General features: G+C 52.3%; 22 protein-coding genes and 1 other RNA gene. 16 read left to right on the top strand and 7 right to left on the bottom strand.

What is annotated here, in order from left to right; all coding sequences use genetic code 11:
• Positions 1–20: 20 nt before the first annotated feature.
• Together BM231_RS07140 and BM231_RS07135 are read right to left on the bottom strand one after the other, a co-directional pair.
• The gene (locus BM231_RS07140) at positions 21–926 is read right to left on the bottom strand and encodes a DoxX family protein (protein ID WP_093518051.1); all 906 of its coding nucleotides are present in this window, start codon (positions 924–926) and stop codon (positions 21–23) included.
• A gap of 103 nt (positions 927–1,029) precedes the next feature.
• Positions 1,030–3,108 carry a putative bifunctional diguanylate cyclase/phosphodiesterase gene (locus tag BM231_RS07135; protein WP_208860164.1) on the bottom strand — a complete coding sequence of 693 codons (2,079 nt, stop codon included), beginning with the start codon at positions 3,106–3,108 and terminating at the stop codon, positions 1,030–1,032.
• Positions 3,109–3,459: 351 nt separating this feature from the next.
• On the opposite strand from BM231_RS07135, the gene BM231_RS07130 reads away from it, so the two are divergent.
• The 3 genes from BM231_RS07130 to BM231_RS07120 all read left to right on the top strand — a co-directional run bounded on the left by BM231_RS07130 (position 3,460) and on the right by BM231_RS07120 (position 5,674).
• Complete coding sequence (locus tag BM231_RS07130; protein WP_063319488.1) at positions 3,460–4,152, top strand: J domain-containing protein; 693 nt, start codon at positions 3,460–3,462, stop codon at positions 4,150–4,152.
• Positions 4,149–4,907, top strand: coding sequence for a peptidoglycan recognition protein family protein (locus tag BM231_RS07125; protein ID WP_093518049.1), 759 nt, complete (start codon positions 4,149–4,151; stop codon positions 4,905–4,907). Before BM231_RS07130 ends, BM231_RS07125 begins: the two co-directional genes overlap by 4 nt.
• A gap of 269 nt (positions 4,908–5,176) precedes the next feature.
• Positions 5,177–5,674, top strand: coding sequence for a lytic transglycosylase domain-containing protein (locus BM231_RS07120; protein ID WP_093518047.1), 498 nt, complete (start codon positions 5,177–5,179; stop codon positions 5,672–5,674).
• Between the two features lie 169 nt (positions 5,675–5,843).
• On the opposite strand, the gene BM231_RS07115 is transcribed toward BM231_RS07120, so the two are convergent.
• A complete protein-coding gene (locus tag BM231_RS07115; protein ID WP_093518045.1) occupies positions 5,844–6,656 on the bottom strand; it encodes a pyridoxamine 5'-phosphate oxidase family protein in 813 nt (270 codons plus the stop codon).
• A 108-nt stretch (positions 6,657–6,764) separates the two neighbouring features.
• Between BM231_RS07115 and pdxR the strand changes: the two genes are divergently transcribed.
• Positions 6,765–8,180: a MocR-like pyridoxine biosynthesis transcription factor PdxR gene (pdxR, locus tag BM231_RS07110; RefSeq protein WP_208860163.1), complete on the top strand. Its 1,416-nt coding sequence runs from the start codon at positions 6,765–6,767 to the stop codon at positions 8,178–8,180.
• A gap of 62 nt (positions 8,181–8,242) precedes the next feature.
• Positions 8,243–8,638: RNase P RNA component class A (gene rnpB, locus BM231_RS07105), an RNA gene on the top strand.
• A 108-nt stretch (positions 8,639–8,746) separates the two neighbouring features.
• On the opposite strand, the gene BM231_RS07100 is transcribed toward rnpB, so the two are convergent.
• The 3 genes from BM231_RS07100 to BM231_RS07090 form a co-directional block, all read right to left on the bottom strand.
• Positions 8,747–9,742, bottom strand: coding sequence for an NADP-dependent oxidoreductase (locus BM231_RS07100; protein WP_093518041.1), 996 nt, complete (start codon positions 9,740–9,742; stop codon positions 8,747–8,749).
• A 106-nt stretch (positions 9,743–9,848) separates the two neighbouring features.
• Positions 9,849–10,319 (bottom strand): SRPBCC family protein, encoded by a 471-nt coding sequence (locus tag BM231_RS07095; RefSeq protein ID WP_093518039.1) that lies wholly within the window; start codon positions 10,317–10,319, stop codon positions 9,849–9,851.
• 203 nt (positions 10,320–10,522) lie between these two features.
• Positions 10,523–11,245 carry an SDR family oxidoreductase gene (locus BM231_RS07090; RefSeq protein ID WP_093518038.1) on the bottom strand — a complete coding sequence of 241 codons (723 nt, stop codon included), beginning with the start codon at positions 11,243–11,245 and terminating at the stop codon, positions 10,523–10,525.
• Between the two features lie 158 nt (positions 11,246–11,403).
• Here BM231_RS07090 and BM231_RS07085 point away from each other — a divergent pair, with 158 nt between their 5' ends.
• The 3 genes from BM231_RS07085 (at position 11,404) to pepT (ending at position 14,100) form a co-directional block, all read left to right on the top strand.
• Complete coding sequence (locus BM231_RS07085) at positions 11,404–12,102, top strand: formylglycine-generating enzyme family protein (RefSeq protein WP_093518037.1); 699 nt, start codon at positions 11,404–11,406, stop codon at positions 12,100–12,102.
• Between the two features lie 44 nt (positions 12,103–12,146).
• Positions 12,147–12,767, top strand: coding sequence for a LysE family translocator (locus BM231_RS07080; RefSeq protein ID WP_093518029.1), 621 nt, complete (start codon positions 12,147–12,149; stop codon positions 12,765–12,767).
• A 91-nt stretch (positions 12,768–12,858) separates the two neighbouring features.
• Entirely contained in the window at positions 12,859–14,100 is a 1,242-nt protein-coding gene (gene pepT, locus BM231_RS07075) for a peptidase T (protein ID WP_093518028.1), read from the top strand.
• Positions 14,101–14,142: 42 nt separating this feature from the next.
• On the opposite strand, the gene BM231_RS07070 is transcribed toward pepT, so the two are convergent.
• Positions 14,143–14,565 (bottom strand): helix-turn-helix domain-containing protein, encoded by a 423-nt coding sequence (locus tag BM231_RS07070; RefSeq protein ID WP_093518027.1) that lies wholly within the window; start codon positions 14,563–14,565, stop codon positions 14,143–14,145.
• Between the two features lie 69 nt (positions 14,566–14,634).
• On the opposite strand from BM231_RS07070, the gene BM231_RS07065 reads away from it, so the two are divergent.
• The 8 genes from BM231_RS07065 to mraY all read left to right on the top strand — a co-directional run bounded on the left by BM231_RS07065 (position 14,635) and on the right by mraY (position 26,109).
• Positions 14,635–15,867: an MFS transporter gene (locus tag BM231_RS07065; protein WP_093518026.1), complete on the top strand. Its 1,233-nt coding sequence runs from the start codon at positions 14,635–14,637 to the stop codon at positions 15,865–15,867.
• 278 nt (positions 15,868–16,145) lie between these two features.
• Positions 16,146–16,964 (top strand): sugar phosphate isomerase/epimerase family protein, encoded by an 819-nt coding sequence (locus tag BM231_RS07060; RefSeq protein WP_093518025.1) that lies wholly within the window; start codon positions 16,146–16,148, stop codon positions 16,962–16,964.
• A 619-nt stretch (positions 16,965–17,583) separates the two neighbouring features.
• Positions 17,584–18,054, top strand: a complete 471-nt coding sequence (locus BM231_RS07055) for a division/cell wall cluster transcriptional repressor MraZ (RefSeq protein WP_063289948.1) — start codon at positions 17,584–17,586, stop codon at positions 18,052–18,054.
• Complete coding sequence (rsmH, locus tag BM231_RS07050; RefSeq protein WP_208860204.1) at positions 18,054–19,091, top strand: 16S rRNA (cytosine(1402)-N(4))-methyltransferase RsmH; 1,038 nt, start codon at positions 18,054–18,056, stop codon at positions 19,089–19,091. The genes BM231_RS07055 and rsmH overlap by 1 nt, the downstream gene beginning before the upstream one ends.
• A gap of 3 nt (positions 19,092–19,094) precedes the next feature.
• The gene (ftsL, locus tag BM231_RS07045) at positions 19,095–19,448 is read left to right on the top strand and encodes a cell division protein FtsL (protein WP_063289946.1); all 354 of its coding nucleotides are present in this window, start codon (positions 19,095–19,097) and stop codon (positions 19,446–19,448) included.
• 11 nt (positions 19,449–19,459) lie between these two features.
• Positions 19,460–21,184 carry a peptidoglycan D,D-transpeptidase FtsI family protein gene (locus BM231_RS07040; protein WP_167550277.1) on the top strand — a complete coding sequence of 575 codons (1,725 nt, stop codon included), beginning with the start codon at positions 19,460–19,462 and terminating at the stop codon, positions 21,182–21,184.
• 112 nt (positions 21,185–21,296) lie between these two features.
• Positions 21,297–25,004 (top strand): UDP-N-acetylmuramoylalanyl-D-glutamyl-2,6-diaminopimelate--D-alanyl-D-alanine ligase, encoded by a 3,708-nt coding sequence (locus BM231_RS07035; protein WP_093518023.1) that lies wholly within the window; start codon positions 21,297–21,299, stop codon positions 25,002–25,004.
• Between the two features lie 10 nt (positions 25,005–25,014).
• Complete coding sequence (gene mraY / locus BM231_RS07030; protein WP_063289943.1) at positions 25,015–26,109, top strand: phospho-N-acetylmuramoyl-pentapeptide-transferase; 1,095 nt, start codon at positions 25,015–25,017, stop codon at positions 26,107–26,109.
• Positions 26,110–26,121: the final 12 nt, after the last annotated feature.

Genomic DNA, 26,121 nt, shown 5'->3' with positions numbered 1-26,121 from the left:
AGGTATCTATCATTGCTTACTTAATCGACATGCTCATTGTGGGCGAGACCTGTGTCTCCCATGAGCAGTTTGATCCATCCGGGCATTTTGCCGGTTCTGCGCAGCGCACCATCTATGGAGAATTCTCCCCCTCCTGTCGTAGTGAAGCTAAGATAAGACGCAAACAGGATTAGCGGCAGCTCCCATGAGACGGCTGTAGCAAAGGAGACAAAACCGTGCTCCAGTGCCCCGCTCAACGTTGCTGCAAACAAGATATAGGCGGCTGCGAAGAAACAGGAGAGACGGGTGAGCAACCCGAGGCCGATACCAATTGCAATGGCCAGTTCTGCCAAGCCTGCGGCATCAATAATCATTGCAGGGTCGGGATAACCGAGTAGGGAGAAGAACTCTACATGCTCCATGTAAGGGAGAGATCCGGCAAACAACTTGTCGGTGAAGTGTGGCACCATCACAAAGCCAACCAGAATGCGGAAGAAGGTGAGTTGCCATTGCCAAAGTGTCAGGCCGCGGCCTGCTGTCTCAAATGAGTTGCGCTGGATTGTGCTGAGGAACCAGATGAGATTGACGAAGAAGGCAAAGGCAAGAGGCCAGCTGAGCAGGTATGCATAATAGAGTGAGGCAATCCGCCAAGCGACGAGTTGGCACAGCAACATGCACAAAAAGCCGAGTGTGAAGTTTTTCGGCACGACGATCACGACAAAGAAGAACGCCAGTGCAAGCCAGATCAGCATGGGCCGGAGTGCAGATTCTGGAATAGGTGACATGAGCACTTCCAGAGAGATGAGTGCTACGACGCCCAGCAAGAGAGCTGTGATGAGGGATTGAAGCAGCTGGAAGAACGACAAATAGTGGAAGGGCCGTGCAGTCTCAGCAAGATCCTCCTCTTCGCTCATGTCCTCAGTGTTTGCATTGCTCTTGTCTGCCATAGCTACCTCACAGCGAATCCCAAGCGTGGGTCATTTGTGTCAAGGTAGCGTGCTGCACCTAGCGAGAGATATCCTGCTATTCTCGCTAGGCTTATTTGAGAGGTTATCCGACGTAGGCAGCTTCGATCTGCTTGGCCTCTTGTGTTCCAAGCGTGCAGCGGACATTTGCGTGCGGATTGGCCGGATCAACGTTAGATGGTTTGCCGAAGTAATAACCTTGAACGATATCGCAGCCGCCGGCTCGCAGGATTTGGGCCTGCATTTCTTCTTCAACGCCTTCTGCTGTGATCAATACGTCAAGTGAACGGCCAAGACCGATAATCGCAGCAACGATTGCGTCGGTGTGGGCATCCTTGCCGATGTTCATGATGAAGCTGCGATCGATCTTAATTTTGTTGAACGGGAAGCGAGAAAGGTAGCTTAGGGAAGAATAGCCAGTGCCGAAGTCATCCATGGCGATGGAAACGCCCATGTTCCCGATTTTCTTGAGTGACTTCACCACGCTGGTGGTATCGGCAATCAGAAGGCTTTCGGTGATCTCGATCTCAAGGCGCTCAGGTGCCAGCCCAGATTCTTCGAGGGCTTCTGAAATCTTCTGCTCGATCAATCCGGTCTTGAACTGTGCAGGCGAGAAGTTGACGGCGACTTTCAGGCTTGGGTCAGCCCAGCTTGCCGCATCAGTGCAAGCCTTTTTGAGCACGTATTCGCCGAGCGCTTCAATAAGGCCTGTGTCTTCTGCGATCGGGATGAAGACTTCTGGTGAGATGCGGCCCTTTTCCGGATGGACCCAACGTAGCAGGGCTTCAAAGGCTTTGAGTTTGTTGTCTGCCAGACCAACCTGAGCTTGATACACGACTGAGAACCCGTCGAGCTTTAGGGCACGGATCATCTCTGTTTCCAGCTCGCGGCGACGTTCCAGCTCTTCATCCATGCTGGACTCGTACCAGGTGTAAGTGGAGCGTCCACCATTCTTGGAGCGGTAAAGCGCCAGGTCTGCGCAATGAAGGAGGCGGGAGGATCGCCATGCTGCATCGGTTGCCTGAGCGATGCCCATGGATAGGGAAATCTGGATCTCTTTGCTGTCGATGACGCAACTGGAGTTGGTGGTTGCCATGGCACGCTGGGCAAGCACGGTGATGTCGTGGCTGGTGTATTCCCCTTCGATCATCACGGCGAACTCATCGCCAGAAAGACGCGAGACGAGGTGATCGGTGAAGACGAGCCGCAACCGGTCCGAGATGATTTGGAGAAACGTATCGCCAGCCGCATGGCCGTGGTTGTCGTTCACTTCCTTGAACTTATCAACGTCAATGGCAATGACGTATACATTGGAAGCTGTGATGGATGCCTTTCGAAGTGCTTTGTTCAACTCGTCCGAGAAAACCGCGCGGTTTGGCAAGTGCGTCAGTGGGTCATTATGCGCGAGGAAGCGGATTGTTTTGGAGGTTTTCCAGCGATCATGCAGCCCTTTCCAGGCGAACATGATGGAGGCGATTGCTACGACGAGGACCAATAGGAATGCAAAGGCCGACCCGAAGGCGATTGCATCCATAAACACGACGGTGTTGAGTGCTGGTTTTGTGGTGAAGATAAAGCCACCACGGGCTTTGTTGTCATCATTCACATAAGGAATGACGACGCCAAATTTTGGTATCCGCCATTCAAACCAGTTGAAGTTGGAGTAGATCACCAACTGTCCTGAGTTGAGCGCTGAGTGCCATGCGTCATAGGCGGAGGGGTCGGACAGAATTTCGTTGACTCGGTCACTGGTCATATCCCGCGGGTGCACGGCCAATGGGCGGCCGGGAACGTTGACGACCAGCAGTTCGAATTCTTCAAACTGCTCGACCAGAGCTTGCTTAACCGCAGTGGCTTTGGTTGCTGGCAGTTTCCAACTTGGAGAGATGATTTCGGTGGTTGGGGCCGCGCTGGAACCGCGCAGGCCAAAGTTTAACGGAGAAGAGACATCCTTTTGTCCTGTGTCTTCACTGGGGGGTGCCTCAAGAGGATGGTGTGATTTGATGATATTCTTTGCTGTGTCGAATTCTTTTTGAGCTTCACTCTTGAATAAATAATATAAAGTCGCTTGGTCAATGGCATAAAAGCTTGTGGCAATGGCACCAATCACAGCAAACACTATGCCGGCGTAAAGTAATTTACGATGTGGAGGTATCGTTTCCACTTGAAATCCCCATCCCGAAACGCACGAAATAATGTGCGCTGGCAGCAGGCAACTGAGAAGTTAGTTGGCGCTGTTACCTGTATGTGTACTTAATTAATAGCGAATATATCTGTAAAACATTACCCATGTGTTTCATGGGGTCATATTTTGAGGGCAAGCTTGACTGAGGCTTGAACTGAAATCTGGTAATGGGCACTTATAGATAGCAGTGGGCAAATAAAACCCAAGGGAAACAAACTATTCAGATTGATAAATAATTTGTTAGGTATAAACCTGATTTGCGGTGACTAATTATTTTGCTGTCTATTCAGGCAAAATTGTCAGGCAGATTGAACAGAGAGCAGGATGCCAATGAATTTTTGGGGCAGCTTTGATAAGATTGTAGGCGCGTTGCAAACCGGTGGTGCTCAATTGGTTGATCGGCTGCAACAGCTCGTTCAATCGGTTGGTGAAGCACGCCGGAACGTTGCCTTTACGGTCGCTATGATTGCCTTGTCTGCAAAAATGGCAAAAGCCGATGGTGTTGTGACCCATGACGAAGTGATCGCATTTTACGATCTGTTTGAAATGCCAGCGGGTGAGGAGCGCAATGTTTCGCGGCTCTTTCAACTGGCTCAGCAGGACGTGGCGGGCTTCGAGACCTATGCTTCCAAGCTCTCGGTGTTGTTTGCAGAAGATGAGACGACGCGCACGGATGTGCTGGATGGCTTGTTTTATATAGCCAAGGCAGACGGCGTTATTCATGAAAGAGAAGTTGCCTACCTGAGCCGGATTGCTGAAATCTTTGGAATCGATGCTGTTGGCTTCTCGCAGATTAAAGCCCGTCATATAAGAGGTGACGGAGATCCATATCTGGTTCTTGGCATTGATATGGCGGCGAGTGATGAAGAGGTGCGTTCCTGCTATCGCAAGCAAGTCCGGGAAACACATCCTGATCGGTTGATCGGTCGAGGTGTCCCTGAAGAGTTCGTCAAGATTGCCAGTGATAAGCTGGTTGCATTGAATAAAGCGTATGAGCAGATCTGCGCGGAACGAGGAATATGAGCGTTAAAACTGAATGCGCAGTGCCTGCGCGTCTTCGTCCATCTCCCAATCACAATGAGCGCCGCGCTCCAACTGTTGATATGCTGATCTTGCATTACACAGCGATGGAAAGTGCCGAGAAGGCTATTTCCTGGCTGTGCGATCCGCGCTCTGAAGTTTCCTGCCACTATCTGGTTGATGAGCTGGGTATGGTTACGCAGATGGTACCGGAAAGTCGCCGGGCCTGGCATGCCGGTGTTTCCAGTTGGAAGGGCGAGGATGACCTTAATTCTCGCAGTATCGGAATCGAGATTTCCAATCTGGGAGATCAAGAAGAGGGAACGCGAGGCTATCCTGATGCGCAGATCGAGGCCGTGATCGCTCTTGCCAGGGATATCTGCGAGCGCAACAGTATTTCACCAGAGCGGGTGCTCGGGCATTCTGATGTGGCTCCGTCCCGCAAACAGGATCCGGGTCGTCATTTCCCCTGGGCGCGATTGGCTGAGGCTGGTGTTGGGCATTATATTGAACCAGTGGAGCTTGAAGCTTCGAGCTTCTTTCAGGAAGGTGATGAAGGGCAGCCGATTGAAGCTCTGCAGTCGCTTCTGGGGCTCTATGGATATGATGTATTGGTCAGTGGTGTGTTTGATGAGAAGACCAAATACGCAGTTGTAGCGTTTCAGCGTCACTTCCGTCCTGCGAAAGTTGACGGAATTGCTGATGCGCAGACCATTGCGACACTGCATAGCCTACTAAAAAAGCTAAAATCCTTCTGATTGTGATAGATGTCATTGAAATATCAGCAAAACAGGGGCTAATACGTAATTGAAATACGATTTGATTACGTAGCGGAATGTCTCTGTTTTGTTGAAAAGTTTCCTTAAGTAAGGCTGATATGCCCTGTGTCAGCCTTTTTTGTGCCATAAACTAAGGTTTATGCCAGTTTTTAAACATTAAAATTGTAACTTTTCGTGATCAGACCTGTCTGATTTTCGTCTCATCTTCTGAAGATAAACACTCCTGCTCAAAACATGATTGCCAGGAAATGAAGATGAACCTTACAAAAATAAAAAATAACGTAGTAATCCCCGTTCTTGCTGCAAGTGTTATGCTCGGCGGTGTTGTGAATACCAATGTCTTCTCAGATGAAGCTGAAGCAGCTACAAAAAAGGGAAGCTACGTCAAGCTGATCGAACAGAAAGCCAAGAAGCACGGTGTCCCGCACCATATCGCGAAGGCTGTTGTTGAAGTGGAAAGTAACTTCAACGCAAGAGCCCGCGGCCGTGCTGGTGAAGTTGGTCTCATGCAGATTAAGCCATCGACCGCACGTGGTATGGGTTATCGCGGCTCGACCAAGGCTCTTTATAAGCCAGAAAACAACATTGAATGGGGCATGCGATATCTGGCTGGTGCTTATAAGCGCGCTGGCGGAGATCTGTGTGGAACCATTTTGCGCTATAACGCTGGCCATTATGCCAAGCGTATGAACCGGATTAGTGCCAAGTATTGCAAGCGCGTTAAGGATATTATTGCACGCAGCTAGATGCATCTTGCATATTCGGGCGGGGGACGGTAAGTTCCCATTCAAAGTTTCTTAGAATTTTACGAATGTCTGACCGACGGTCAGTCTGTCTGCAAGGACATATCAGGGTGGTTGACCGGGCAAAGTCAACCACCCTAACTTTTAAAATTTTAGGCGAATTCCCCGAAAATTAGGCGAACTTTCGAGCTGCATTTGTTGGCGAAGCGGGCACCTTCACGCCATCCAGTAGTTTCCCATCATCAATAGGCTGACCGAGTGACGTTGTGACCGGAACAACGCCAGCCCAATAGGGCAGTGCGTAATCTTCCTCATCGTCAACTGGTGCGCCCTGACGGATTTTTGCTGAGGCATGTTCAATCTCGATTGCGATAACACCTGTCGAGATCTGTTCTTTCTCCGTCATCGGGCGGACCTCATCCCATCTGCCAGGCAGAAGGTGCTCGGTGATGGCCTTGAGGGAGTCCCATGCTTCCTGATGATCAGTTACCAGGCGGGCGGTGCCGTGAATGACGGCGGTTCGGTAATTGACGGAGTGGTGGAAAGCTGATCGTGCAACAACAATGCCGTCGATGAGTGTGAATGTCAGGCAGACTTGGGAGTCTTTGCTCATCTTCTTCACGATCCGCGCAGCTTTGGCGCCGTGAATGTAGATGGTGCGGTCCATAACCGCAAAAGCCATGGGAATGACCATCGGGCGGTCTTCATCCATGAAGCCAACATGGGCGACAAGGGAGCTCTCCAGAATTGGGAGGATTGTGTTCCAATCATAATCCGCGCGCAGACTTGTTCTGACACGAGCAAATTTAGGTGGCTTGGTTTCACGAGTGCTGGTGTTTGGTGCTGCTTCGAGTGTCATTTCTGCTGTCATTGTCTTAACCGTTTCTGGTCCCCGGTTTTGAGCGAAAACGGCAATATGGGACCAGTTGGCCCGGCAAGTGGTTTGAGTTTTTGCTCTGACTGCTTGCCGGGTTTTCTGTTTCATTTGTGCACCTTACCTCCGCTGCGGGGCGAAGAAGTATTGCGCTGATACGTATTCTCTGTAAAACTGGTCCTGCATATAGATCCGCTTAATCTAATTATGGGGTGCCAGTTGTTTGAGTATGTTGTGATGATCAATCGCGAGGTCAGCACTCCGCTATCGAGTCAGATTTATCAGCAGTATCGGAATGCAATTCTGAAGCGGCGTGTTCCTGAAGGAGAGCGGTTACCCAGCTCACGTCAATTGGCGACCAGCCTTTCTGTTTCTCGCAACACAGTGAACACGGCTTATGACCTGCTACGCTCAGAAGGTCTGGTGGACGTGCGATCTGGTGCTCGGCCTGAAGTCGTGGCCTTACCTGAGGTTGAAGGGGCTGTTGCTGAGGGTACGGTTCGTGAAACGGCGTCACCGCTTTCATCGCGTGGTAAGCGATTTTCTCTTAATCATCGTTACACCAGCCCGTCGGGGCGGGGTGTTTTCATGCAACCGGGTGAGCCTTCGCGAGAGTTGTTTCCCAAAGAGCAGTGGGCACGGAGTTTGCGACGTGCAGCGCGATTGCTCAATGGCAATGCCCTTGGGTATGAACACACTTCTGGCCTGCCGGAGTTGCAGCGGGTGCTGGCGCAATATCTAGCGCAGGAGCGCGGCGTGGTTTGCTCACCGGAGCAGGTTCTTGCATTCCCAACCACACAGTCGGCACTCTCGCTGATGTCCCAGTGTTTCTCAGAGGAAGGGGACGTGGCACTGCTTGAGGAGCCGGGGTATCTGGGCGCGCGATCTGCCTTCTTTGCTGCCGGACTAAAAGTACGGGCTTTAACAGAGATTGATCAGACTGAGCGTGCCTCGTTGATCTACGTGACGCCCTCGCACCAATACCCAACTGGCCGGCGTATGGAAATGGGCGAACGGTTGATGCTGTTGAAGCAAGCTCATGACAAAGGTGCGGTGATCCTGGAAGATGATTATGACAGTGAGTTTTTGTTTGAAGGGCGGCCTATTGCAGCATTGCAGGGGCTGAGCGACCGTCACTCCGTGATCTATATAGGAACCTCTGCAAAGTCTCTGATGCCGGGGATCCGACTTGCTTATGCTGTTGTCCCTAAAGAGCATGTGGTGGGGTTGGAGCTGGCGCAGCGGGCATCGGGTGCATTGGCGAATGTGCATGTGCAGATGGCTTTTGCAGACTTCATTGAGAGTGGGCACTTTCGGGCGCATCTGAATAAGATCCGCAGTGCATATCATGAAAACGGTGCTGCTCTTTGCCAACTTATTGGAGAGCGTTTTGGTAATCAGGTTGGTGTGTCCATGCCAACGGGAGGTCTGCAAACCTGTCTTTATCTGCCAGAGACTTGTGATGATGTTGCGGTTGCAGACCAGATGAACCAGAGAGGCTTCGGGGTTAATCCGCTTTCCGTATTTTATCTGGGTGCCCCTCAAAAGGGGCTTGTTGTCGGTTTTGCTGAGGCTAATGAAAAGCTGCGGTACGGGTTTGTTCAAGCCCTTGAGCAGGCGATGGAAACAGCTTGAGATCGTGTGCAAGCGTAATTCTTTGCTTGACCTTTTTCCTTAGGCTCCGTAGTTCAGGTGCACCAGTCGGCCGGACGGTTGCTGCTACAAGTGCTGAAAGGCCGTAGTGGAGGAAAGTCCGGGCTCCATGGAGACACGGTGCCGGATAACGTCCGGCGAGGGTGACCTTAGGGAAAGTGCCGCAGAAAGCAAACCGCCAGTGCATGCATTGGTAAGGGTGAAAGGGTGGGGTAAGAGCCCACCGCGTTTTTGGCAACAAAAACGGCATGGTAAACCCCACCGGGAGCAAGACCGAATAGGGGCGGCGCGGAAGTTTACTTCCAGTCATGTTTCCAGACCTGACCGCCCGGGTGGGTCGCTAGAGGTGTTCAGTAATGGGCATCCCAGATGAATTGCCGTCGCGTACAGGGGTAACACCTTGTGCCTTACAAAACCCGGCTTACAGGCCGACTGGTATTTTCCCAAAAAAGTAAGCACCGCTTTGGGAGGCGGTGCTTTGAAGGTGGTGGCAAACGTTGAGGGCTTTGCCACTATGTTTGACCTGAGAAGTCTTGAGCTAGTTGGGTTTAGATGCGGATGACGAGTTTGCCTTGGTTGGAGCCGTCGAAGAGTTTGTTGATGGCTTCAGGGGCTTGTTTTAGGCCGTCAACGATATCGAGGCGGTATTTGATCTGGCCTTTTTGAGCGTAGGCGCTCAGTTTCTCAAAGATTTCGCCGAAGCGGTGTTGCTGGTCGATGATCACGAGGCCTTTCAAAGTGAGGCGCCGGGCTATGGCGCGGACCAGATGTGGGCCGACGGATGGTTCTGTGTCGTTGTAGATGGAGATCAGGCCACACAAGGTGATCTTGCCGCCGATCTTCATGTTGTCGAGAGCAACTTCAAGAATTTTGCCGCCTACATTCTCGAAATGACGATCGATGCCGTCCGGTGCGTATTTTGCAATCATCTCTTCGAGGTTTTCGGTCTTGTAGTTGATGACTGCGTCGAAACCCAGTTCGTTCAGGAGCCAGTCTTTCTTCTCATCAGAACCAGTAACGCCGATGACCTTCAGGCCTTCTGCCTTTGCGATCTGGCCGACGAGGGAGCCGACGGAGCCTGCTGCGCCGGAAACCAGGAGGGTCTCTCCAGCTTTCGGTGTGTCGATCAGCTCCATGAAGCCATGGTAGGCGGTTGCGCCGGGTAGGCCGAGAAGACCCATGAAGTGTTCCAGTGGGAGATCGTCAGGCAGAGGGACCAGATCTTCACCGGTGGTGACGTAGTACTCACTCCAGCCAAACATGCCGTTCACTCGTGTGCCAACCGCAAAACTTGGGTTGTTGGAAGCTTCTACGATGCCGACGCCAAAGCTGCGCATGGTTTCGCCGATGCGGACTGGTGGCATGTAGCTGCCTTCATCATCGTCCAGCCAGCCGCGCATGGCCGGGTCCAGAGACATGTAGACCTGCTTGACCAGAACTTCGCCGTCTTTCAGGTCTGGCAGGTCTTCCTGCAGTACGTTGAAGTCGGTTGGCTTGATCATTCCATTTGGGCGGGATGCTAATGTAACTCGTGTGTTGTTCATATCATTTTCGCGCACAGCGCGTACCTAATTGTTTTATTGGAAGGTTTGATTGATCCAGAGCTGAGAAAACTGGTCTGGATCAATCCGTTTGGAAGTGTGGAAAGGATTATGCTGCTACGCGGAGGCCGGAGTATTTTTCCACGTAGTCTGCGTTGCTTTTGAGAAGCCCACGAAGCCCCTTTTTGAATTGGAACTTCATCAAAGGTGTCAGAAGTTTGCCGAGGATGCCCATCTTCGGAGTGAAGCTCATGGTCATGGTGATACGGGTTTTGTCTGGACCTGTTGGCGTGAACTCGAAGATTGCTCGGCCATCTTTAAAAGGTGCGTTGGTGTCGTAGATGTCGATGGTTATGCGCTCGTTCTCCAGATATTCGGAGATGCGTTCTTTCAGGAAAGTTTTGCCATCGGTGAAGTCGCATTGACGAACTGCGCCAACACCGGTTTCCTGCTTTTTGCCGAGCAGGTATGAGGCGCGCAGGCCGGGGTGGAACTTGTCGATATTGCCGTAATCGTTCCAGCTGTCCCAGACAGTGGAGACGGGGGCATTTATGGTTTGGTGAACTGCAATCGAAACCATCTGAACTCTCCTCATATGTGTTAAGGGGAGGCAGACAAAACAGAGGCCAGAAACCCTCTTGCGTCATTGGGGGACGGGTCTTGTCTGCTTCCTTGAGAGAATAGATAGCGTGGCTGATTTTAATCCGGTAGGTAGATAAATATGGACATGATGGTTCAAAAATGGACCATAGGTCAGTGGTGTTGCTATGAAGGTCCGAAGATTTAGGCAGATTGCCGTGTTGGGGTGATCACCAGTTCGCGGATGTTCACATTTTGCGGTTGATTGTAGGCAAATAGCGTGGCGTCGGCTATGTTTTGTGGGTCAAGTGCGCCGCCTATTTGTCGCTTCTGTTCTTCGTAATATTCGCGGATTTTTGCATCGCGCGTGCTGGAGGGGAGAGGTGTTTCTACCAGACCTGGCACGATGGTGATGATACGGACGTTGTGACCGGCCACCTCTTGCCGCAGTGCTTCACTGAGACCGTGAACAGCAACCTTGGTGGCCCCGTAGGCCGCGCGCATGGGGAAGGGCTTCTTGGCGGTCATAGAGCCGATGTTGATGATGGTGCCTGAGCCACGTTGGTACATTGCTGGCAGTACTGCGTGGATGCCGTTGAAGACGCCGCGCAGGTTCACGTCGATCATGGTCTCCCAGTCTTCAGGGTTCTGGTCTTTAAGCTCGCTCAAGAACATGCAGCCTGCGTTGTTGATGATGGCATCTGCCGGGCCTAACGCCTGTTCTGCATGGCGGATTGCTTTGATCATATGCTCGCGGTTTGTGACGTCGACTTTGCTGCAGATCGTATTGGGAAGGTCCATTGCCATCATGGGTTCCTTGTACAGTGCCAAGAGCAACAAGGGGTGCCCGTCTTTGCTGAAGGTTTTTGCAAGGGCTGCCCCGATGCCCGAACTGGCACCTGTGATCACAACAAGAGGCTTTGTCATGGGTCTGTTTATGTTCCGGTCATAGTGAGCGAGATGATCCTTCAATCCATTAGCCAAAATTGTTTTCTGAAGCTTGTTGGGAGCGCCTAAAGTTTGCTTCTATTCGTTGGTGTGCAACACTTAGCGCGTTGGGGATTACTGTTTTGCTGGAGGGGGGAATGTTATTGGGGGAGCTGGGTTCCACTTTAAAGCCGGAGATGGTGGTGATCCCTGCTGGTGTTCTGCATCAGAAAGATGATCGCAAAAAGGAGCGATGGACAGCTCAGATCCAGTCGTTTGCCGCCTCAAGGTATCCGGTTACTCAGGGGCTTTATGCAGCTGTTCTGGATGAGAGACCTGCTCAGTTTAGTGGCGATGACCTGCCTGTTGAGTCTGTCAGCTGGTTTGATGCGATCAGGTTTTGTAACCGCCTTTCTGAAAGCTACGGTCTGAAGCCTTCCTATCTTGTGCATGAGGATGGAGTGGTTGAACGATGCACCGTAAGTGATGGGTTTCGCCTGCTTACAGATGCTGAGTGGGAGTATGCCTGCCGGGCTGGTTCTCAAGGGACACGCTATGGTCCGCTTGAAGATATTGGGTGGTTTGCCGGAAACTCCTCTGGAACTTCGCAGGCTGTCGGGGGCAAGAAACCGAATGAGTTTGGGCTCTACGATATGCTGGGCAATGTCTGGGAGTGGTGCTGGGATCTGTATGATCCGGTTGTTTATGGAGAGTATCGCGTGTTTAAAGGCGGTGGTTGGGCAGATGATGAGCGCGGTTGCCTTGTCACCAACAGGCGGCGTAGTCATCCCACCTTTCGCGTTGAGGATCTGGGCTTTCGTATTGCGCGGTCTATGAGGTTGACTGGTTCAACCTGATCAAGTACCCATAAATCAAATCATGTATACAATGGAATACAATAATGGATTTTTGGGTTTGGGTTTCTTTTGTGCTGATTTCCGCGGCGAATATTGTCACGCCGGGGCCAGCGATCCTCAACACGGTGCGGCGGGCTGCGCAGTTGGGGATGAGCCGAGTTTTTCCGACTATCCTAGGTAATACGCTGGGGCTTGCGATTGCAGGTGCATTTTGCGCGGGCGGTGTGGTGAGCTTTGTGCTCACCTCTGAGGTTTTGTGGAGCTTGTTCCGGTGGTTAGGCGTTGGGTATCTGGTCTGGCTTGGGCTGAAGTTTATCTTCAAGCGTGAGGAGATTGATTTATCGGGTGATGTCAGCGTTTCTGTTTCTGGACTGACGCTCTTTTGGGAAGCATTTTTACTGGCGGTGACCAATCCCAAAGCGATCCTGTTCTTTGTTGCACTGTTCCCGCAAGTCATGAGCTCTGAGCTGGCCTTGCTGCCACAAGCGAGCATTCTGGTTGCAACATTTTGCGGCATATCTGTTCTGTCTTTGAGTGGCTATTCTGCGTTGGCCTCGTTGTTGCGGGCGCGCTTTATCACTCAGGCGCGGTATCGCCGATTCCGTGTTTTATCGGGCTTCGTTCTTTTTGGGTTTGCAGGGAAAATTGCAAGTGAAGTGCGGTAAAACCGGTTTGCTTTTGCTCTTATGGCAGTGTTCCAACTTGAAAGTTGAGGGGGCTTCGCGCAGATAGAAGGTAACTGCAAGGAGATCTTCTATGAGAACAGAATTTGATCAGGAACTGGAAGAACGCCTCGTTCGCTATGCGGCTATTGATAGCCAGAGCGATGAGACGTGCTCGGAGTCCCCAAGCTCTCAGATCCAGCTTGATGTACAAAAGGTGCTGCGTGCTGAGCTGATGGAGATTGGTGCCAGTGACGTTGAGCTGACCGAGTACGGCGTTGTTCTTGCCACCATTCCTGCGACTATCGAGACGAATGGGCCCGTGATTGGCTTGCTTGCGCATGTGGATACGGCCCCAGCCTACCATGCTGAAGGTGTGAAGCCGCGTGTTCATCGTGCTTATGATGGCTCAGCAATTTCCTTCCCGGATGCCTCTGAGCTGTCCCTGTCTCCTGAGAACTCCCGTTATCTTGGTGAGAAGATTGGTGATGACATTATCACTGCCAGCGGAAGCACTTTGCTGGGCGCTGATGACAAGGCTGGTGTTGCGATCATCATGTGTCTTGCACGTCATCTGCTTGCAAACCCGCAGATCCCTCATGGCAAGCTGCGCATTGCGTTTACGCCGGATGAAGAAATCGGGCGTGGTGTTCATGACAAGCTGCCGGGTGCTCTGGGTGCAGATTTCGCTTACACGCTGGATGGCGGCAAAGTGGGCGAGTTGAACTATGAGAATTTCTGTGCTGATGGCGCGACAGTAAAGATCACTGGTGTTTCCGTGCATCCTGGTTATGCGAAGGATAAGCTGGTCAATGCGTTGCATCTGGCAGGCAAGATCATCACCATGCTGCCGCAGGCCACGATGACACCTGAGACCACCGATGGTCGTGATGGCTTTATCTTTGTTGCCGACATGGTGGGCAATGCAGCTGAAGCAGAGTTGCATTTTGTGCTGCGTGATTTTGAGTTGGAAGGTCTTGAAGCAAAAGCTGATTTGCTGGAGCAGGTGTGTGCGGCTGTGCAGGCGAGCGAGCCGCGTGCTTCCATCTCTTGTGAGGTGAAAGAACAGTATCGCAACATGCATCATTGGCTGCGGGATGACATGACCCCAGTTGAGCTTGCAAAGGCAGCTTATGAGGACATGGGCTTGAGCGTATCTGCCAAGCCGATCCGTGGCGGAACTGATGGTTCTGTGCTGACTGCGAAGGGTACATCCTGTCCGAACATCTTTACGGGCATGCAGGAAATCCATGGCCCGTTGGAATGGATCAGCGTGCAGGATATGGCATGTGCGACACAGGTATGCCTTAAGCTTGTTGAGCGTGCAGCGAAGTAAACTGAACTTAGCAATCACGTCCTGAGAATAGGAAACCGCCGGCTACTTGGTCGGCGGTTTTTTCTTTGTCGTTTTTCGTCTGTCTGATGCCTTGAGCATGCGTTGGAAGGAGGGGCACTCCATGTGACTTGGGGCGGGGCAGTCGGCCACGTGGTGCAGGACATCGCGCAGGGCTGTAAGCTCCTTGATTTGCTCATCAATCAGATCAGCACGTTCACGGATCTGCTCTCGCGGGATCTGAAGCTGCCCTTTTTCTGAAAACATGCCTGCAATCTCTGTCAGCGAAAAACCACCTGCCTTGGCGAGTGTGATCAGAGAGAGTTTCGTCAGGATTTGCGGCTCGTACTGACGTCGGAGACCGTGCCGCGTTATGGACTGAATGAGCCCAACTTCCTCATAATATCGCAGTGTGGAGGGCTTCACGCCTGAGCGTTCGGTGATCTCTCCAATATCCAGCAGTTTCATACTTGACCTCAAGTTGACTTGAAGTCGTATCCTGATCTCAACAGGGTAATTTTGCAAGAGGATAAGCAAATGAAACAAGTGCACGTGGAGCCCGAACAACAGGTCTGGAAAGACCCCAGAGCAATTGCTCTTTTAATGGCGGCTACTTTAACAGTCATGGCGAACGCAACGATCAGTCCTGCACTTGCTGGATTGGAGGAGATGTTTCGGGATGATCCGAATGTTCTTTGGTTGTCCCGACTTCTGGTCTCAACGCCGTCGCTGACTGTTATTATCTGTGCCCCGCTGGCTGGAGTGATTGCAGATCGCTACGGTCGGCGGGCACTGTTGCTTGTAGGTGTTTTGCTGTTTGCTGTGATGGGAAGCGCTGGCATGGTCCTGCCGGATCTGACGAGCATATTGGTGAGCCGGCTGGGACTTGGCATTGCAGTTGCCATGGTGATGACGGCGCAAACAGCTTTGATCGGTGACTACTTTGTCGGCAACCAGCGCAGCTCGCTGATGGGATTACAGACTTCTGCTCGCAACTTTGGCGGCTTTCTCTTTATCTCAATGGCTGGATTGTTGGCCGTCACCTCTCCGCGGTTGCCGTTTGCAATTTATGGGCTCGCGCTGCTCATGGTGCCGTTCTTGTGGCGCTATATCAGCGAACCAGTGAAGCATTCTGCTGTTGCAAAGAAGGTTGCAAGTGCAGAAGACGATGGATCTCCGGCTTGGGTCTGGTTGTTGGCAGCGCTGGCTTTGCTACAAATGCTGACCAATATGATCTTCTTCCTCATGCCGACACAGTTGCCGTTCTTTTTGGATGCTCAAGGTTATGACAGTGCGAGTATGACAGGTGCTGCGCTGGGCGCGTTGATGTTGACTGGTGGCACAGCGGCTCTGCTTTATGGGCGGATTAAAGCACGTGTTGGTTACAGTGGTGCATTTACGTTGGCCTATGGGTTTATGGCGATTGGGTTGATGTTGCTGACCTTGCAGGAAACCTGGAGTGTGTTCCTTGGAACGGCCTCTATGGGGGCCGGGTATGCGCTTGCGATGCCGAACTTTCCGGCGATTGCACTTCAAGTGGCTCCGAGTTTCCGGCGTGGTATGGCAGGTGGGGTGCTGACTTCCTCCGTTTTCCTTGGCCAGTTCCTCTCTGTTTTTGTCAGCATTCCTTTGATTGCTGCGGTTGGATTTGCCGGGACGTTTCGGATTGTAGCCACTGTGCTGACCTGTATGGCGCTTATCGGCTTACTCGTCTTTATCTGGCGCTCAGTCCGCCGTGCGGCAACTGCGTTTGTGCGAATGGAAAACTGAGTGTGATGAGCTTACGAGAACGTCAGCTTTTGAATGTGTTATGCGCATTTTTTGTTGATGCTCTCGCTCGCTCTGGAATAGTACGTAGACCGCGCAAATCGAAGCTGTCATGGTGCTCCGATTGCCGCAAAATATATGCGGCGGGATGAGCGCTTAAAGCAGTGAGAGCGAGCCGGAATAAAGGTAAGCAGCTTTAGGCGATGTAATGCCTTTGACATGTAAGAGCAAAGGCATAACTGAAAGCAGTGCCTTTTGAGGCCTTATCTTGGAATAGCCGCATGAGTGATTTGCCGGTTTTAGGCGCAGCAATGTGCGTCAAACATCTTCCCCAACATCGTGAATGGTTGCTGGAACTGCCTCGGGACCTTGAGCTGCAGGATTTCTATAATTGGAACTTGCTGGACAACGGGTGCGATGATCTGGTCGCAGAAGCAAAGAAGCTTCTGAATGGACATGAGGGGCGTCTTGGTTTGCATGGCCCGTTCTGGAACTTAGATCTATCTGCGGCTGATCCGCTGTTTCAGCAGGCTGTCCGCAAGCGGTTGGATCAGGGCATCGAACTGTGCGCCAAGATGGGTGCAGACCAGATGGTGCTGCATAGTCCTTACACGATCTGGGATCACAACAACCTCGATCTTTATGACAATGGTCGCCAGATGAAGCTGGAAATGATCCATGCAAACCTGAAGGACGTTGTTGCCAAAGCGGAGGACATGGGTTGTGTCATCGTGTTGGAGAACATTGAAGATCTGGATCCGTCCTACCGATTGGAGATCCTGAAGAGTTTTGAGAGCGAAGCTCTGGCGCTTTCAATTGATACCGGCCATGCTCACTACATGCACTCCTGTTATGGCGCGCCACCGGTTGATTACTTCATCAAGTCAGCGGGTGATGCTTTGCAGCACGTGCACATTCAGGACATTGATGGCCATGCTGACCGTCACTGGAATCCGGGTGAGGGGTCTATTCCGTGGGCGCCTCTGTTTGCGGAACTGGCAAAACTGAAAAGCAACCCACGCCTGATCCTTGAGATCATGGATGAGACCACTTTGCGCAAGGGTGCAGATTATCTGGTTGGGCTTGGTCTCGCCAGATAACGGCTTAGTTTGCGTCTTCTGATGAGGTTTGAGGTCGGCAGAGCTGCCGGCCTCCTTTGTTTGAGCGATCAAAATAACCAACAAAACCAATTGTGATCGTGGTGCGTGACGTGTCTTTCCGGCAGAAATTATCGACTCAGAACAATCGTGGGTAGGTATGGGAAATTGCCCCACTGTGCTCTGAATGGGCATGGAATTTCATGGCCCGACATGGGAAAAACGGAGTTTTGCCAAGGCTGATAGGTTAAAATCACTAGAGCTAATCGGCGAAATTCTTTCTTCGCCCTTTGTAAAAACTGTGAGTACTTCTGGTTGTAATCGCAATTTGGATGCGTGTAACTCGCAGAAATCCCTGCGTAAACTCCTATCAATACTTCGTTTACCATAATTGGTGATAACTACCAGATGTTAAGGGGCATTCTTTTCGGTTTGGGCTGGTGGGTTCATTGACGTCCCATGGCATCCCATGGTATCCCATAGGCTCCCGGGATATTCCGGTTTGTACTTCAGTAATCTTGTTGTTTTTGCCTGATTTGAGCGCTGGCTCTCCAAGGAGTGGAGAGTTGTTTGATGTGCCGATGACAGATCAAGAAGATCTGGCTCATTAAAGAGAGGACCAATGGCTGGTTTTGTTTCGCACTTCACCAATCGGGTGGATGCAAAGGGTCGTGTATCGATCCCTGCGCCCTTCCGTGCGGCGTTAGCGAAAGACGGCTTTGAGGGACTCTACTGCTTCCCATCTCCTTTTCAGGAGGCGGTTGATGCAGGTGGTAACGGACTTACAGCTGAAATCCAAAAACGACTTGATGCGTTTTCGACGCTCTCAATGGAGTACGACGCTCTGTCCACGGCGCTTTATGGTGCCAGTGAAACCCTGAAGATTGATCGGGATGGCCGGATTGTTCTTTCTGAGATGATCCGCAACCACACCGGCATTGATGGCGAAGTCACCTTTGTTGGGCAGGGGTTTAAGTTTCAGATTTGGGAACCTGTGAGGTTCGCCAAGCACCGCGACGAGGCCATGAAGCGGGCGCTTGCAGTATTGTCCTCCGGCGGTGCGCCGGGGACAGCAGCCGGAGGGGCACTATGATGACGGGCGGCGACGGAGACAAATCCGGTATCGCTGGCGGACCAGCGCGTCACATTCCAGTCCTTCTGGAACGGGTGCGGGAGGCAATGGCCCCCGCGCCGGGTGATGTGATTATTGACGGCACGTTCGGTGCTGGTGGTTACTCCAGGGCTTTTCTTGAGGCTGGAGCCAGTGTGATTGGCGTTGACCGGGATCCGGATGCGATCCGTGACGGTCGCGTTCTGGAACAAGGGTCTGATGGGCGCTTGCAGCTGGTTCATGGTCAGTTTGTTGATCTTGAGGATCATGCACGTGCGCTTGGCTATGATGCTGTCGATGGCGTGGTGATGGATCTTGGCGTGTCTTCCATGCAGTTGGATCAGGCGGAGCGTGGTTTTTCGTTCCGGTTTGATGGGCCGCTGGATATGCGCATGGAACAGGATGGTCCAAGTGCGGCGGACGTGGTGAATACCATGGAGCGCAAGGACCTGACACGTATCATCGGAATGCTTGGTGAAGAGAAGCGTGCTTCCAGTGTTTCCCATGCCATTTGTCAGGCGCGTGAAGAGAAGCCTTTCGAGACAACGCTTGAGCTTGCTCGCGTTATTGAAAAGGTGGTGAAGCGTAATCCGAAAAAGGCAAGCATTCATCCAGCAACGCGGACCTTTCAGGCACTGCGTATCTATGTGAATGGTGAGTTGCATCAGGCAGCTGGTGCTCTTGCTGCGGCTGAGCGGATTTTGCGTCCGGGTGGGCGTTTGGTTGTTGTGACGTTCCATAGTTTGGAAGACCGCATCGTGAAGCGGTTCCTTGCGGATCGTTGCAAGACCCGTGGTGGTGGATCACGCCATATGCCAGAGATGGATATTCCTCCTCCGACTTTCGAGTTTATCGTGAAGGGCAATCAGGATGCCAGCGTTGAGGAGATTACTGATAATCCTCGTGCGCGTTCTGCTCGTTTGAGAGCTGGTCGGCGTCTGGATACGCCTTCGCGGGAATTAGATATTCATGCGGCAGGCGTTCCACGCCTTGCTTCATTCCACGGTCTAGGAGGCTAAGCTATGCTGCGCTTCGTAAATCTGTTCTTTGTTGTTGCGGTGGTTATTGGTGCTGCGCTCGTTTACGACATCAAGATGTCTAACGAAAACCTTGCCGATCAGGTGCGTCAGCTTTCTGCTGAGATTGCCAAGGAAAAAGACGATATCCGTTACTACAAAGCCCAGTGGAGTGTGCTTAATCAGCCCGGGCGTTTGCAGGGTATCGTTGATCGTTACAATGATATTTTGAAGCTTGAGCCACTGCGTGCGGAACAGATCACGACACTGAAGGCGTTGCCGGTTAGGCCTGTTCTGATGGAGCCAGTCTCTGCTGATGCGATGAGCGGTTACGCCAGTCGCGTTACATCTGTGCAGTAAGGGAGGGGCTCGTGGCCAGGAAAGCTGACAGCTCCTTTTTGCGGCGGTCTAATGTGAACCAAAAGCATGGCACAAGTGCGATCCGGCTTCGTGGTCCGGGACGCTCGCGCATTTTCTTTGCGATGACGATTTTTGTGTTTGTGTACGGGGCTATTGCTGGTCGTCTGATCCTGCTTGGTTTGCAGGATGGGGATCCTGCTGAGCGGTTCCTTGCTGCACAGAGTTCCGTTGCTCAGGCGCGCCCTGATATTGTTGACCGCAATGGTGAAATCCTTGCGACCGATATCAAGAGTGCTGCGCTTTATGCTGAGCCGCGCAAGATCCCTGATACGGATGAAGTCTTTGATGGACTGATCTCTATTTTGCCGGAGCTGGATACGCCTGTCATCAAGAAGCGTCTTGAGAGCAATGCGCTGTTTACTTGGCTCAAGCGTGAGATCTCGGTTGAACAACGTCAGGCTATACATGCGCTGGGTCTGCCGGGGGTTGGCTTCCGTGAGAGCAATAAGCGGTTTTATCCAGGAGGTCAGACGGTCAGTCACATTCTGGGGACTGTGAATGTCGACAACCAGGGCCTTTCCGGCATGGAGAAGTACGTCGATCAGGCGTGGCTGAAGGATCTGCAGGATCTTGGCTTTACGCAGGATCGGACCATGGAGCCGGTCAAGCTTTCGGTTGATCTGCGTGTTCAGCATGCGGTGCGCGATGAGCTGCGTCGTTCCATGGAATACTACAAGGCTAAGGCGGCCATGGGTGTGGTGCTGAAGGCTGACACTGGTGAAGTGATCGCCATGACGTCGCTGCCGGACTTTGACCCGAATAACCGTCAGCAAGCACTTGAAAAAGCACGTATGAACCGGGTGACCGGCGGTGTGTTTGAGATGGGTTCCATCTTCAAGGGCATTACTATCGCGATGGCGCTGGACAGTGGCAAGGTGAAGCTGGAGGATGGCTTTGATGCCACCAAGCCTATCCGTGTTGCAGGTCAGAAGATTGATGACTTCCACGGCAAGCGTCGTGTTTTGTCTGTGCCTGAAGTTTTCATTTACTCCTCCAATATCGGCACCATCAAGGTCATGCAGAAAGCGGGCATTGAGGAGCAGAAGGCATTCCTGAAAAAAGTGGGTCTGACTCAAAAAATGAACACGGAGATTCCTGGCGTTGCGCGGCCTCTGCTTCCACCGAAGTGGAATGACCTTGCCGCAATGACGATCTCTTTTGGTCATGGTTTGGGGGTAACGCCGCTGCAGATGGCTGTTGCGGGTGCAACGCTGGTCAATGGCGGTAAATATCTTGAACCAACGTTCCTGCCTCGCAGTGAGGAAGAAGCTGACAAGCTTGCTAAGCAGGTTCTGAAACCAGAAACCAGTGAGATCCTTCGGTATCTCAACCGTGAAAATGTCCTGCGTGGATCCGGGCGGCGTGCTGCTGTGCCGGGTTATGATGTTGGCGGTAAGACTGGAACAGCGCAGAAGGTTGTGAATGGCCGTTATGCTGAAGGGGTTTATCTGAATTCCTTCATGTCGGCGTTCCCGATGTCCAATCCTGAGTATCTCGTTTTGATTGTTTTGGATGAGCCGCAAAAAGTGGAGGGGCAACGTTATTCCACCGCAGGGTGGAATGCAGTGCCAACCACTGCATCTGTTATCCGCAGAATTGCACCAATGCTCGGCGTGGTGCCTGATTTCGCAGATGACGCAGAAACAATTCCGGTTTCCTATCAGAACCGGAACTAAACAGGAGAATTGAATGAGGCAATACACGGAGATTTTGGGGAAATATGAAGACAATTGTTCTCCAAATCTGGTTTGCCACATTCATGTCTCATAGGCCGGACATATCGACGCTATGTTGCTTAAAGACCTTACAAAACAAGAGATAAACTCCGCCGAGGGCGAAGGGCCAGACGGGGTTGATACTCTTAATATTTCAGGGCTTACTGCTGATAGTCGAGCAGTGGAGCCCGGTTTTGTTTTTGCTGCCCTTAAGGGCGCGAAAGTTGATGGTGCGCAGTTTATCGAACAGGCCGTGGACGCGGGTGCTGCTGCTATTTTGATTGATGCGGACAGACTTTCTGATGAAATTCGCAAGCAAGCCAAACAGGTTCCGTTGATCGCTGCACAAGATGCGCGCCGGGAACTTGCTTTGATGGCTGCGGCTTTCTCTGGCAAACAGCCGGAGAAGATGGTTGCAGTGACTGGCACTGCGGGTAAGACGTCAGTTGCCGTTTTCGTGCGTCAGATCTTTGAATATGCCGGGCTTGTTTCCGCCAGTCTTGGAACTATTGGAACCGTCACATCGACAGGGCAGAGCTATGGTGGATTGACCACACCTGACCCTGTGTCTTTGCATGAAGACCTTAAGCGTCTGGCTGAGGATGGGATTACCCATGCTGCGCTGGAGGCGTCCAGCCACGGGTTGGACCAGCATCGTCTTGATGGCGTGCGCCTTGTTGCGGCTGGCTTTACCAATCTTGGCCGAGACCACATGGACTACCACCCAACGGTGGAAGACTACCTTCAGGCAAAATTGCGTTTGTTCCGCGACTTGCTGCCGGATGATGGTGTGGTTGTCGTTGATCCGGAAACGCAATTTGCTGACCGCGTTCTGGCGATTGCGGAGGAGCGCGGCCTTAAGACGTTTACGACCGGTGTCTTCGGCGATGATCTGAAGGTGCTTAGCGTTCAGCCGGAAGGGTTTAGTCAGGTTCTTGAGCTGGAAACGGCTGAGGGTGTGTTCTCTGTTGCATTGCCGCTGGCTGGTGATTTTCAGGTGAGTAATGCGCTGATTGCTGCGGGTCTCGCGATTTCTGCTGGTGTGGAGCTTCAAACTGTTCTTGAAGCGCTGACTGTTCTGCGCGGCGCGCCGGGTCGAATTGAGCATGTGGGCACACGTGAAAACGGCGCTCTGGTGTTTGTTGATTATGCTCATAAGCCGGAAGCGCTGGAGAATGTGCTTGCAGCTTTGCGCCCCTTTGCGGCTGGTCGCCTGATCAGTGTGTTGGGATGTGGCGGTGATCGTGATGCGGGTAAACGCCCGTTGATGGGCGAGATTTCTGCTCGTCTTGCGGATGTTTCCATTGTGACTGACGATAATCCGCGCACGGAAGATCCTGACAAAATTCGTGAGGAGATTGTTGCTGCCTGTCCTGCTGCTCTTGAGATTGGGGATCGTGCACTTGCCATCCGCCAAGCGGTGAAGATGCTGCAGGAAGGTGATGTGCTTTGTGTGGCCGGTAAGGGGCATGAAATAGGGCAGATTGTTGGAACGGAAGTCCTGCCTTTCTCTGACCATGAAGAAATCCAGAAAGCGCTGGCTGAAGCTTCTGCTGAGAATGGTGCCTCTCCTGCTGTTGAGAATGATCTCCCTGAGATCTCGCTTGATCTGGATGAGATGGATCTTCTTGCAGATGAAGGTGATGAGCTTGCTGCTGCAGACGCGCTGGATGATGATGATCTATTGGCTGCGGTTCAGGCTGGTGTTGAGGAGCTGGAAGCTGCTCTGCCGGAAAATCCTGATGATGCGCAGGACCAAGAGGAAGAAGACTGGCTGGCGCTGGAAGAAGACGTTCTGGGTGCTGATGATCTGGCAGATGCAGAATTAGCTGATGTTGAAAGCCATGATCCTGATTTTGGCAAGGATGGCTTTCCGAATGTTGCGGAAGACACACCGGATGCACTTGAAGACGAGCTGCTGGGTGATTTAGCGGCTATCGAAGCCGAAGCCGAAGCCGAAGCCGAGGAGAAGGTTGAGACAGACGCAGAAGCAGAAGCAGAAGCAGACGCTGAGAGTGCTCCTGCACCGGAAGAAGAGACAAACGCGGATGCGGATGCATTTCTTGCGGATGAAGGTCTCGAAGAGGTTGCTCCCAAGGTCACTGAGGATGTATCGCAGTCCACTCAACCGGATGAGCAGGACGGCACAGAAGCATTAGGTGGATTACCAGCTTCTGAGGAGCCTGCTGAGAGGGCTGAGACCGCTGCTTTTGAGAGCAAAACCGAAGAAAAACCAAAGCTCAAGTCAGCGATAGACAAGCCTGAGTGGACTATCGTCCCCCATATCAACCTATTGGACCCGGACATTAAGTCGGAATATGAGCGGCAAATGATTGAACTGCCTGAAATAGACCGTGGGCCGCTGTGGCTGCTTAACGATTTTCTGGAGGCAGTAGATGGGGATGTTTACGGTGATCTGAGCGATGACGTAACCGGAATCTCTATCGATAGTCGGGTGATCCAACCCGGAGATGCCTTCTTTGCGATCAAGGGCGAGAACTTTGACGGTCATGCATTTGCCGGAACAGCTGTTGAGGCTGGTGCCGCCGTCGCTGTTGTTGCGCGTGACAAGCTTGCGGAGCTGCCGGAAGGTGGCCGATACGTGGCTGTTGATGATGTGCTTCAAGCGTTGGAGCGCCTTGGTGTGGCTGCCCGCGCTCGCTCCAAAGCACGGATCATCGCGGTCACTGGTTCTGTCGGCAAGACAGGTACGAAAGAAGCTTTGCGTCTTTGCCTGTCCAAGTCCGGTATAACCCATGCGCCTGTCGCGAGCTTCAATAACCATTGGGGCGTGCCGCTGACATTGGCGCGTATGCATGCTGATACTGAGTTTGGCATCTTTGAGATTGGCATGAACCATCGGGGTGAGATCACTCCACTGGTGAAAATGGTTCGTCCGCATGTGGCAATCGTAACCACTGTGGAACCCGTGCATCTGGAAGCCTTTAACTCAGTTGAAGATATTGCGCGTGCAAAGGCCGAGATTTTCAGTGGTATTGAGAAGGGCGGCGTGGCGATCCTGAACCGGGATAACCGCCAGTATGATTTGCTGCGTTATCTGGCAGCTGTGGCCGGGGTACGGAACATTGTTAGCTTTGGCATGCGGCCGGGTGCTCAGTCTATCGCCAAGAAAGTAGCTGCAAACCCAGATTGTTCTTGTCTGAATGCTAATATTCTCGGACAGGAAATTTCCTACAAGATCGGCGCTCCGGGCGCACACCATGTGATCAACTCACTGGGCGTGCTGACTGGGGTCATGGAGCTGGGGGCAAACCTAGCGTTTGCTGGTCTGGCTCTGGCGGAAATGTCTGCCCCGAAAGGGCGTGGTGCGCAGACCGTTCTTGATGTGAATGGTGGCACGGCGTTGCTTGTTGACGAGAGCTATAATGCCAACCCGGCGAGTATGCGCGCAGCCATCGAACTGGTGGCTGGACTGCCAGTTGCGAAGAATGGCCGTCGTATTGCCGTATTGGGAGATATGCTCGAATTAGGTGCAGATTCCGACAAGTTGCACGCAGACCTTGCGCGTGAACTGGAGCGCGCAAAGATCGACGTGGTTTATTGTGTGGGTACTCACATGAAGGTGCTCTGGGACCTGTTGCCTGCACAGACCAGAGGCGCCTATTCAGAGATCTCCGACAAACTGGAAAAAGACCTGTTGTCGGAAGTGCGTCCCAACGACATCGTGATGGTAAAGGGCTCCCTTGGAACCCGTATGGGTCCACTTGTGGATGCCTTGAAGAAACGTTTTCCTGAACCGGCTGCAACCGGTAAGTCCTGAGGTTGACTAAATGCTATATTTGCTGGCGGAGCTTTCAGAGGTTTATCCTTCCCTGTCTGCGCTGAATGTTTTTAAATACATTACGTTCCGTACCGGCGGCGCGATTATGACTGCTTTGCTGTTTGTGTTCCTGTTTGGCCCACGCATCATTGATGCGTTGCGTTCGCGTCAGGGGCATGGGCAGCCTATTCGTGAGGACGGACCTGCGAGCCATCTGCTGACAAAAAAGGGTACGCCAACCATGGGCGGCCTGATGATCCTTTCCGGGATGATTGTGGCGACGCTGTTGTGGGCTGACCTTCGCAACCCCTACACTTGGATCGTTCTGGGTGTGACTGTTGGTTTCGGCCTTATTGGTTTTTATGACGACTATCTGAAAGTCACCAAGTCTTCGCACAAAGGCTTTGGCGGTAAAGCGCGTTTGGGTCTTGAGTTCCTGATTGCAGGCCTTGCTGCTTTTGCGGTGACGCTTCTGGATGCCGAGCCATTTTCTACCAGTATCGGCTTTCCGTTCTTTAAAGAGCTGACGCTGAACCTTGGTCTGTTCTTCATCCCATTCGCTGCCTTTGTTGTTGTTGGCGCGGGCAATGCGGTGAACCTGACTGATGGTCTGGACGGTCTTGCGATTGTGCCGGTGATGATTGCTGCAGCGGCTTTTGGTCTGGTTGCATATTTGACTGGTAACGCTGTGTTCTCCAGTTACTTGCAGATCCACCATGTCGCGGGCACTGGTGAGCTTGCTGTTGTGTGTGGTGCAGTGATTGGAGCTGGGCTCGGGTTCTTATGGTTCAACGCTCCACCAGCTGCGATCTTTATGGGTGATACAGGTTCTCTGGCTCTGGGTGGTATGCTGGGCGCGATTGCTGTTGCGACCAAACACGAGATTGTTCTTGCGATCATCGGCGGTTTGTTTGTGCTGGAAGCGGTTTCTGTGATTGTGCAGGTGGCGTCGTTCAAGCTGACTGGCAAACGTGTGTTCCGTATGGCGCCAATTCACCACCACTTTGAGCATTTGGGCTGGACTGAGAGCCAGGTGGTTATTCGTTTCTGGATCATTGCTGTTGTGCTGGCCCTTGTTGGTCTTGCCACACTGAAGCTGCGCTAGGAGGTTCGACAC

This window comes from Pseudovibrio ascidiaceicola (genome assembly GCF_900114245.1).
Taxonomy (GTDB): domain Bacteria; phylum Pseudomonadota; class Alphaproteobacteria; order Rhizobiales; family Stappiaceae; genus Pseudovibrio; species Pseudovibrio ascidiaceicola.
Note: the sequence above shows the minus strand (reverse complement) of the source record. Positions and strands in the feature narration are given on the sequence as shown.

Coding starts and splice junctions, on each gene's coding strand:
- BM231_RS07140 (WP_093518051.1), bottom strand. CDS start 926: ATGGCAGACAAGAGCAATGCAAACACTGAGGACATGAGCGAAGAGGAG.
- BM231_RS07130 (WP_063319488.1), top strand. CDS start 3,460: ATGAATTTTTGGGGCAGCTTTGATAAGATTGTAGGCGCGTTGCAAACC.
- BM231_RS07125 (WP_093518049.1), top strand. CDS start 4,149: ATGAGCGTTAAAACTGAATGCGCAGTGCCTGCGCGTCTTCGTCCATCT.
- BM231_RS07120 (WP_093518047.1), top strand. CDS start 5,177: ATGAAGATGAACCTTACAAAAATAAAAAATAACGTAGTAATCCCCGTT.
- BM231_RS07115 (WP_093518045.1), bottom strand. CDS start 6,656: ATGAAACAGAAAACCCGGCAAGCAGTCAGAGCAAAAACTCAAACCACT.
- BM231_RS07100 (WP_093518041.1), bottom strand. CDS start 9,742: ATGAACAACACACGAGTTACATTAGCATCCCGCCCAAATGGAATGATC.
- BM231_RS07095 (WP_093518039.1), bottom strand. CDS start 10,319: ATGGTTTCGATTGCAGTTCACCAAACCATAAATGCCCCCGTCTCCACT.
- BM231_RS07090 (WP_093518038.1), bottom strand. CDS start 11,245: ATGACAAAGCCTCTTGTTGTGATCACAGGTGCCAGTTCGGGCATCGGG.
- BM231_RS07085 (WP_093518037.1), top strand. CDS start 11,404: ATGTTATTGGGGGAGCTGGGTTCCACTTTAAAGCCGGAGATGGTGGTG.
- BM231_RS07080 (WP_093518029.1), top strand. CDS start 12,147: ATGGATTTTTGGGTTTGGGTTTCTTTTGTGCTGATTTCCGCGGCGAAT.
- pepT (WP_093518028.1), top strand. CDS start 12,859: ATGAGAACAGAATTTGATCAGGAACTGGAAGAACGCCTCGTTCGCTAT.
- BM231_RS07070 (WP_093518027.1), bottom strand. CDS start 14,565: ATGAAACTGCTGGATATTGGAGAGATCACCGAACGCTCAGGCGTGAAG.
- BM231_RS07065 (WP_093518026.1), top strand. CDS start 14,635: ATGAAACAAGTGCACGTGGAGCCCGAACAACAGGTCTGGAAAGACCCC.
- BM231_RS07060 (WP_093518025.1), top strand. CDS start 16,146: ATGAGTGATTTGCCGGTTTTAGGCGCAGCAATGTGCGTCAAACATCTT.
- BM231_RS07055 (WP_063289948.1), top strand. CDS start 17,584: ATGGCTGGTTTTGTTTCGCACTTCACCAATCGGGTGGATGCAAAGGGT.
- rsmH (WP_208860204.1), top strand. CDS start 18,054: ATGACGGGCGGCGACGGAGACAAATCCGGTATCGCTGGCGGACCAGCG.
- ftsL (WP_063289946.1), top strand. CDS start 19,095: ATGCTGCGCTTCGTAAATCTGTTCTTTGTTGTTGCGGTGGTTATTGGT.
- BM231_RS07035 (WP_093518023.1), top strand. CDS start 21,297: ATGTTGCTTAAAGACCTTACAAAACAAGAGATAAACTCCGCCGAGGGC.
- mraY (WP_063289943.1), top strand. CDS start 25,015: ATGCTATATTTGCTGGCGGAGCTTTCAGAGGTTTATCCTTCCCTGTCT.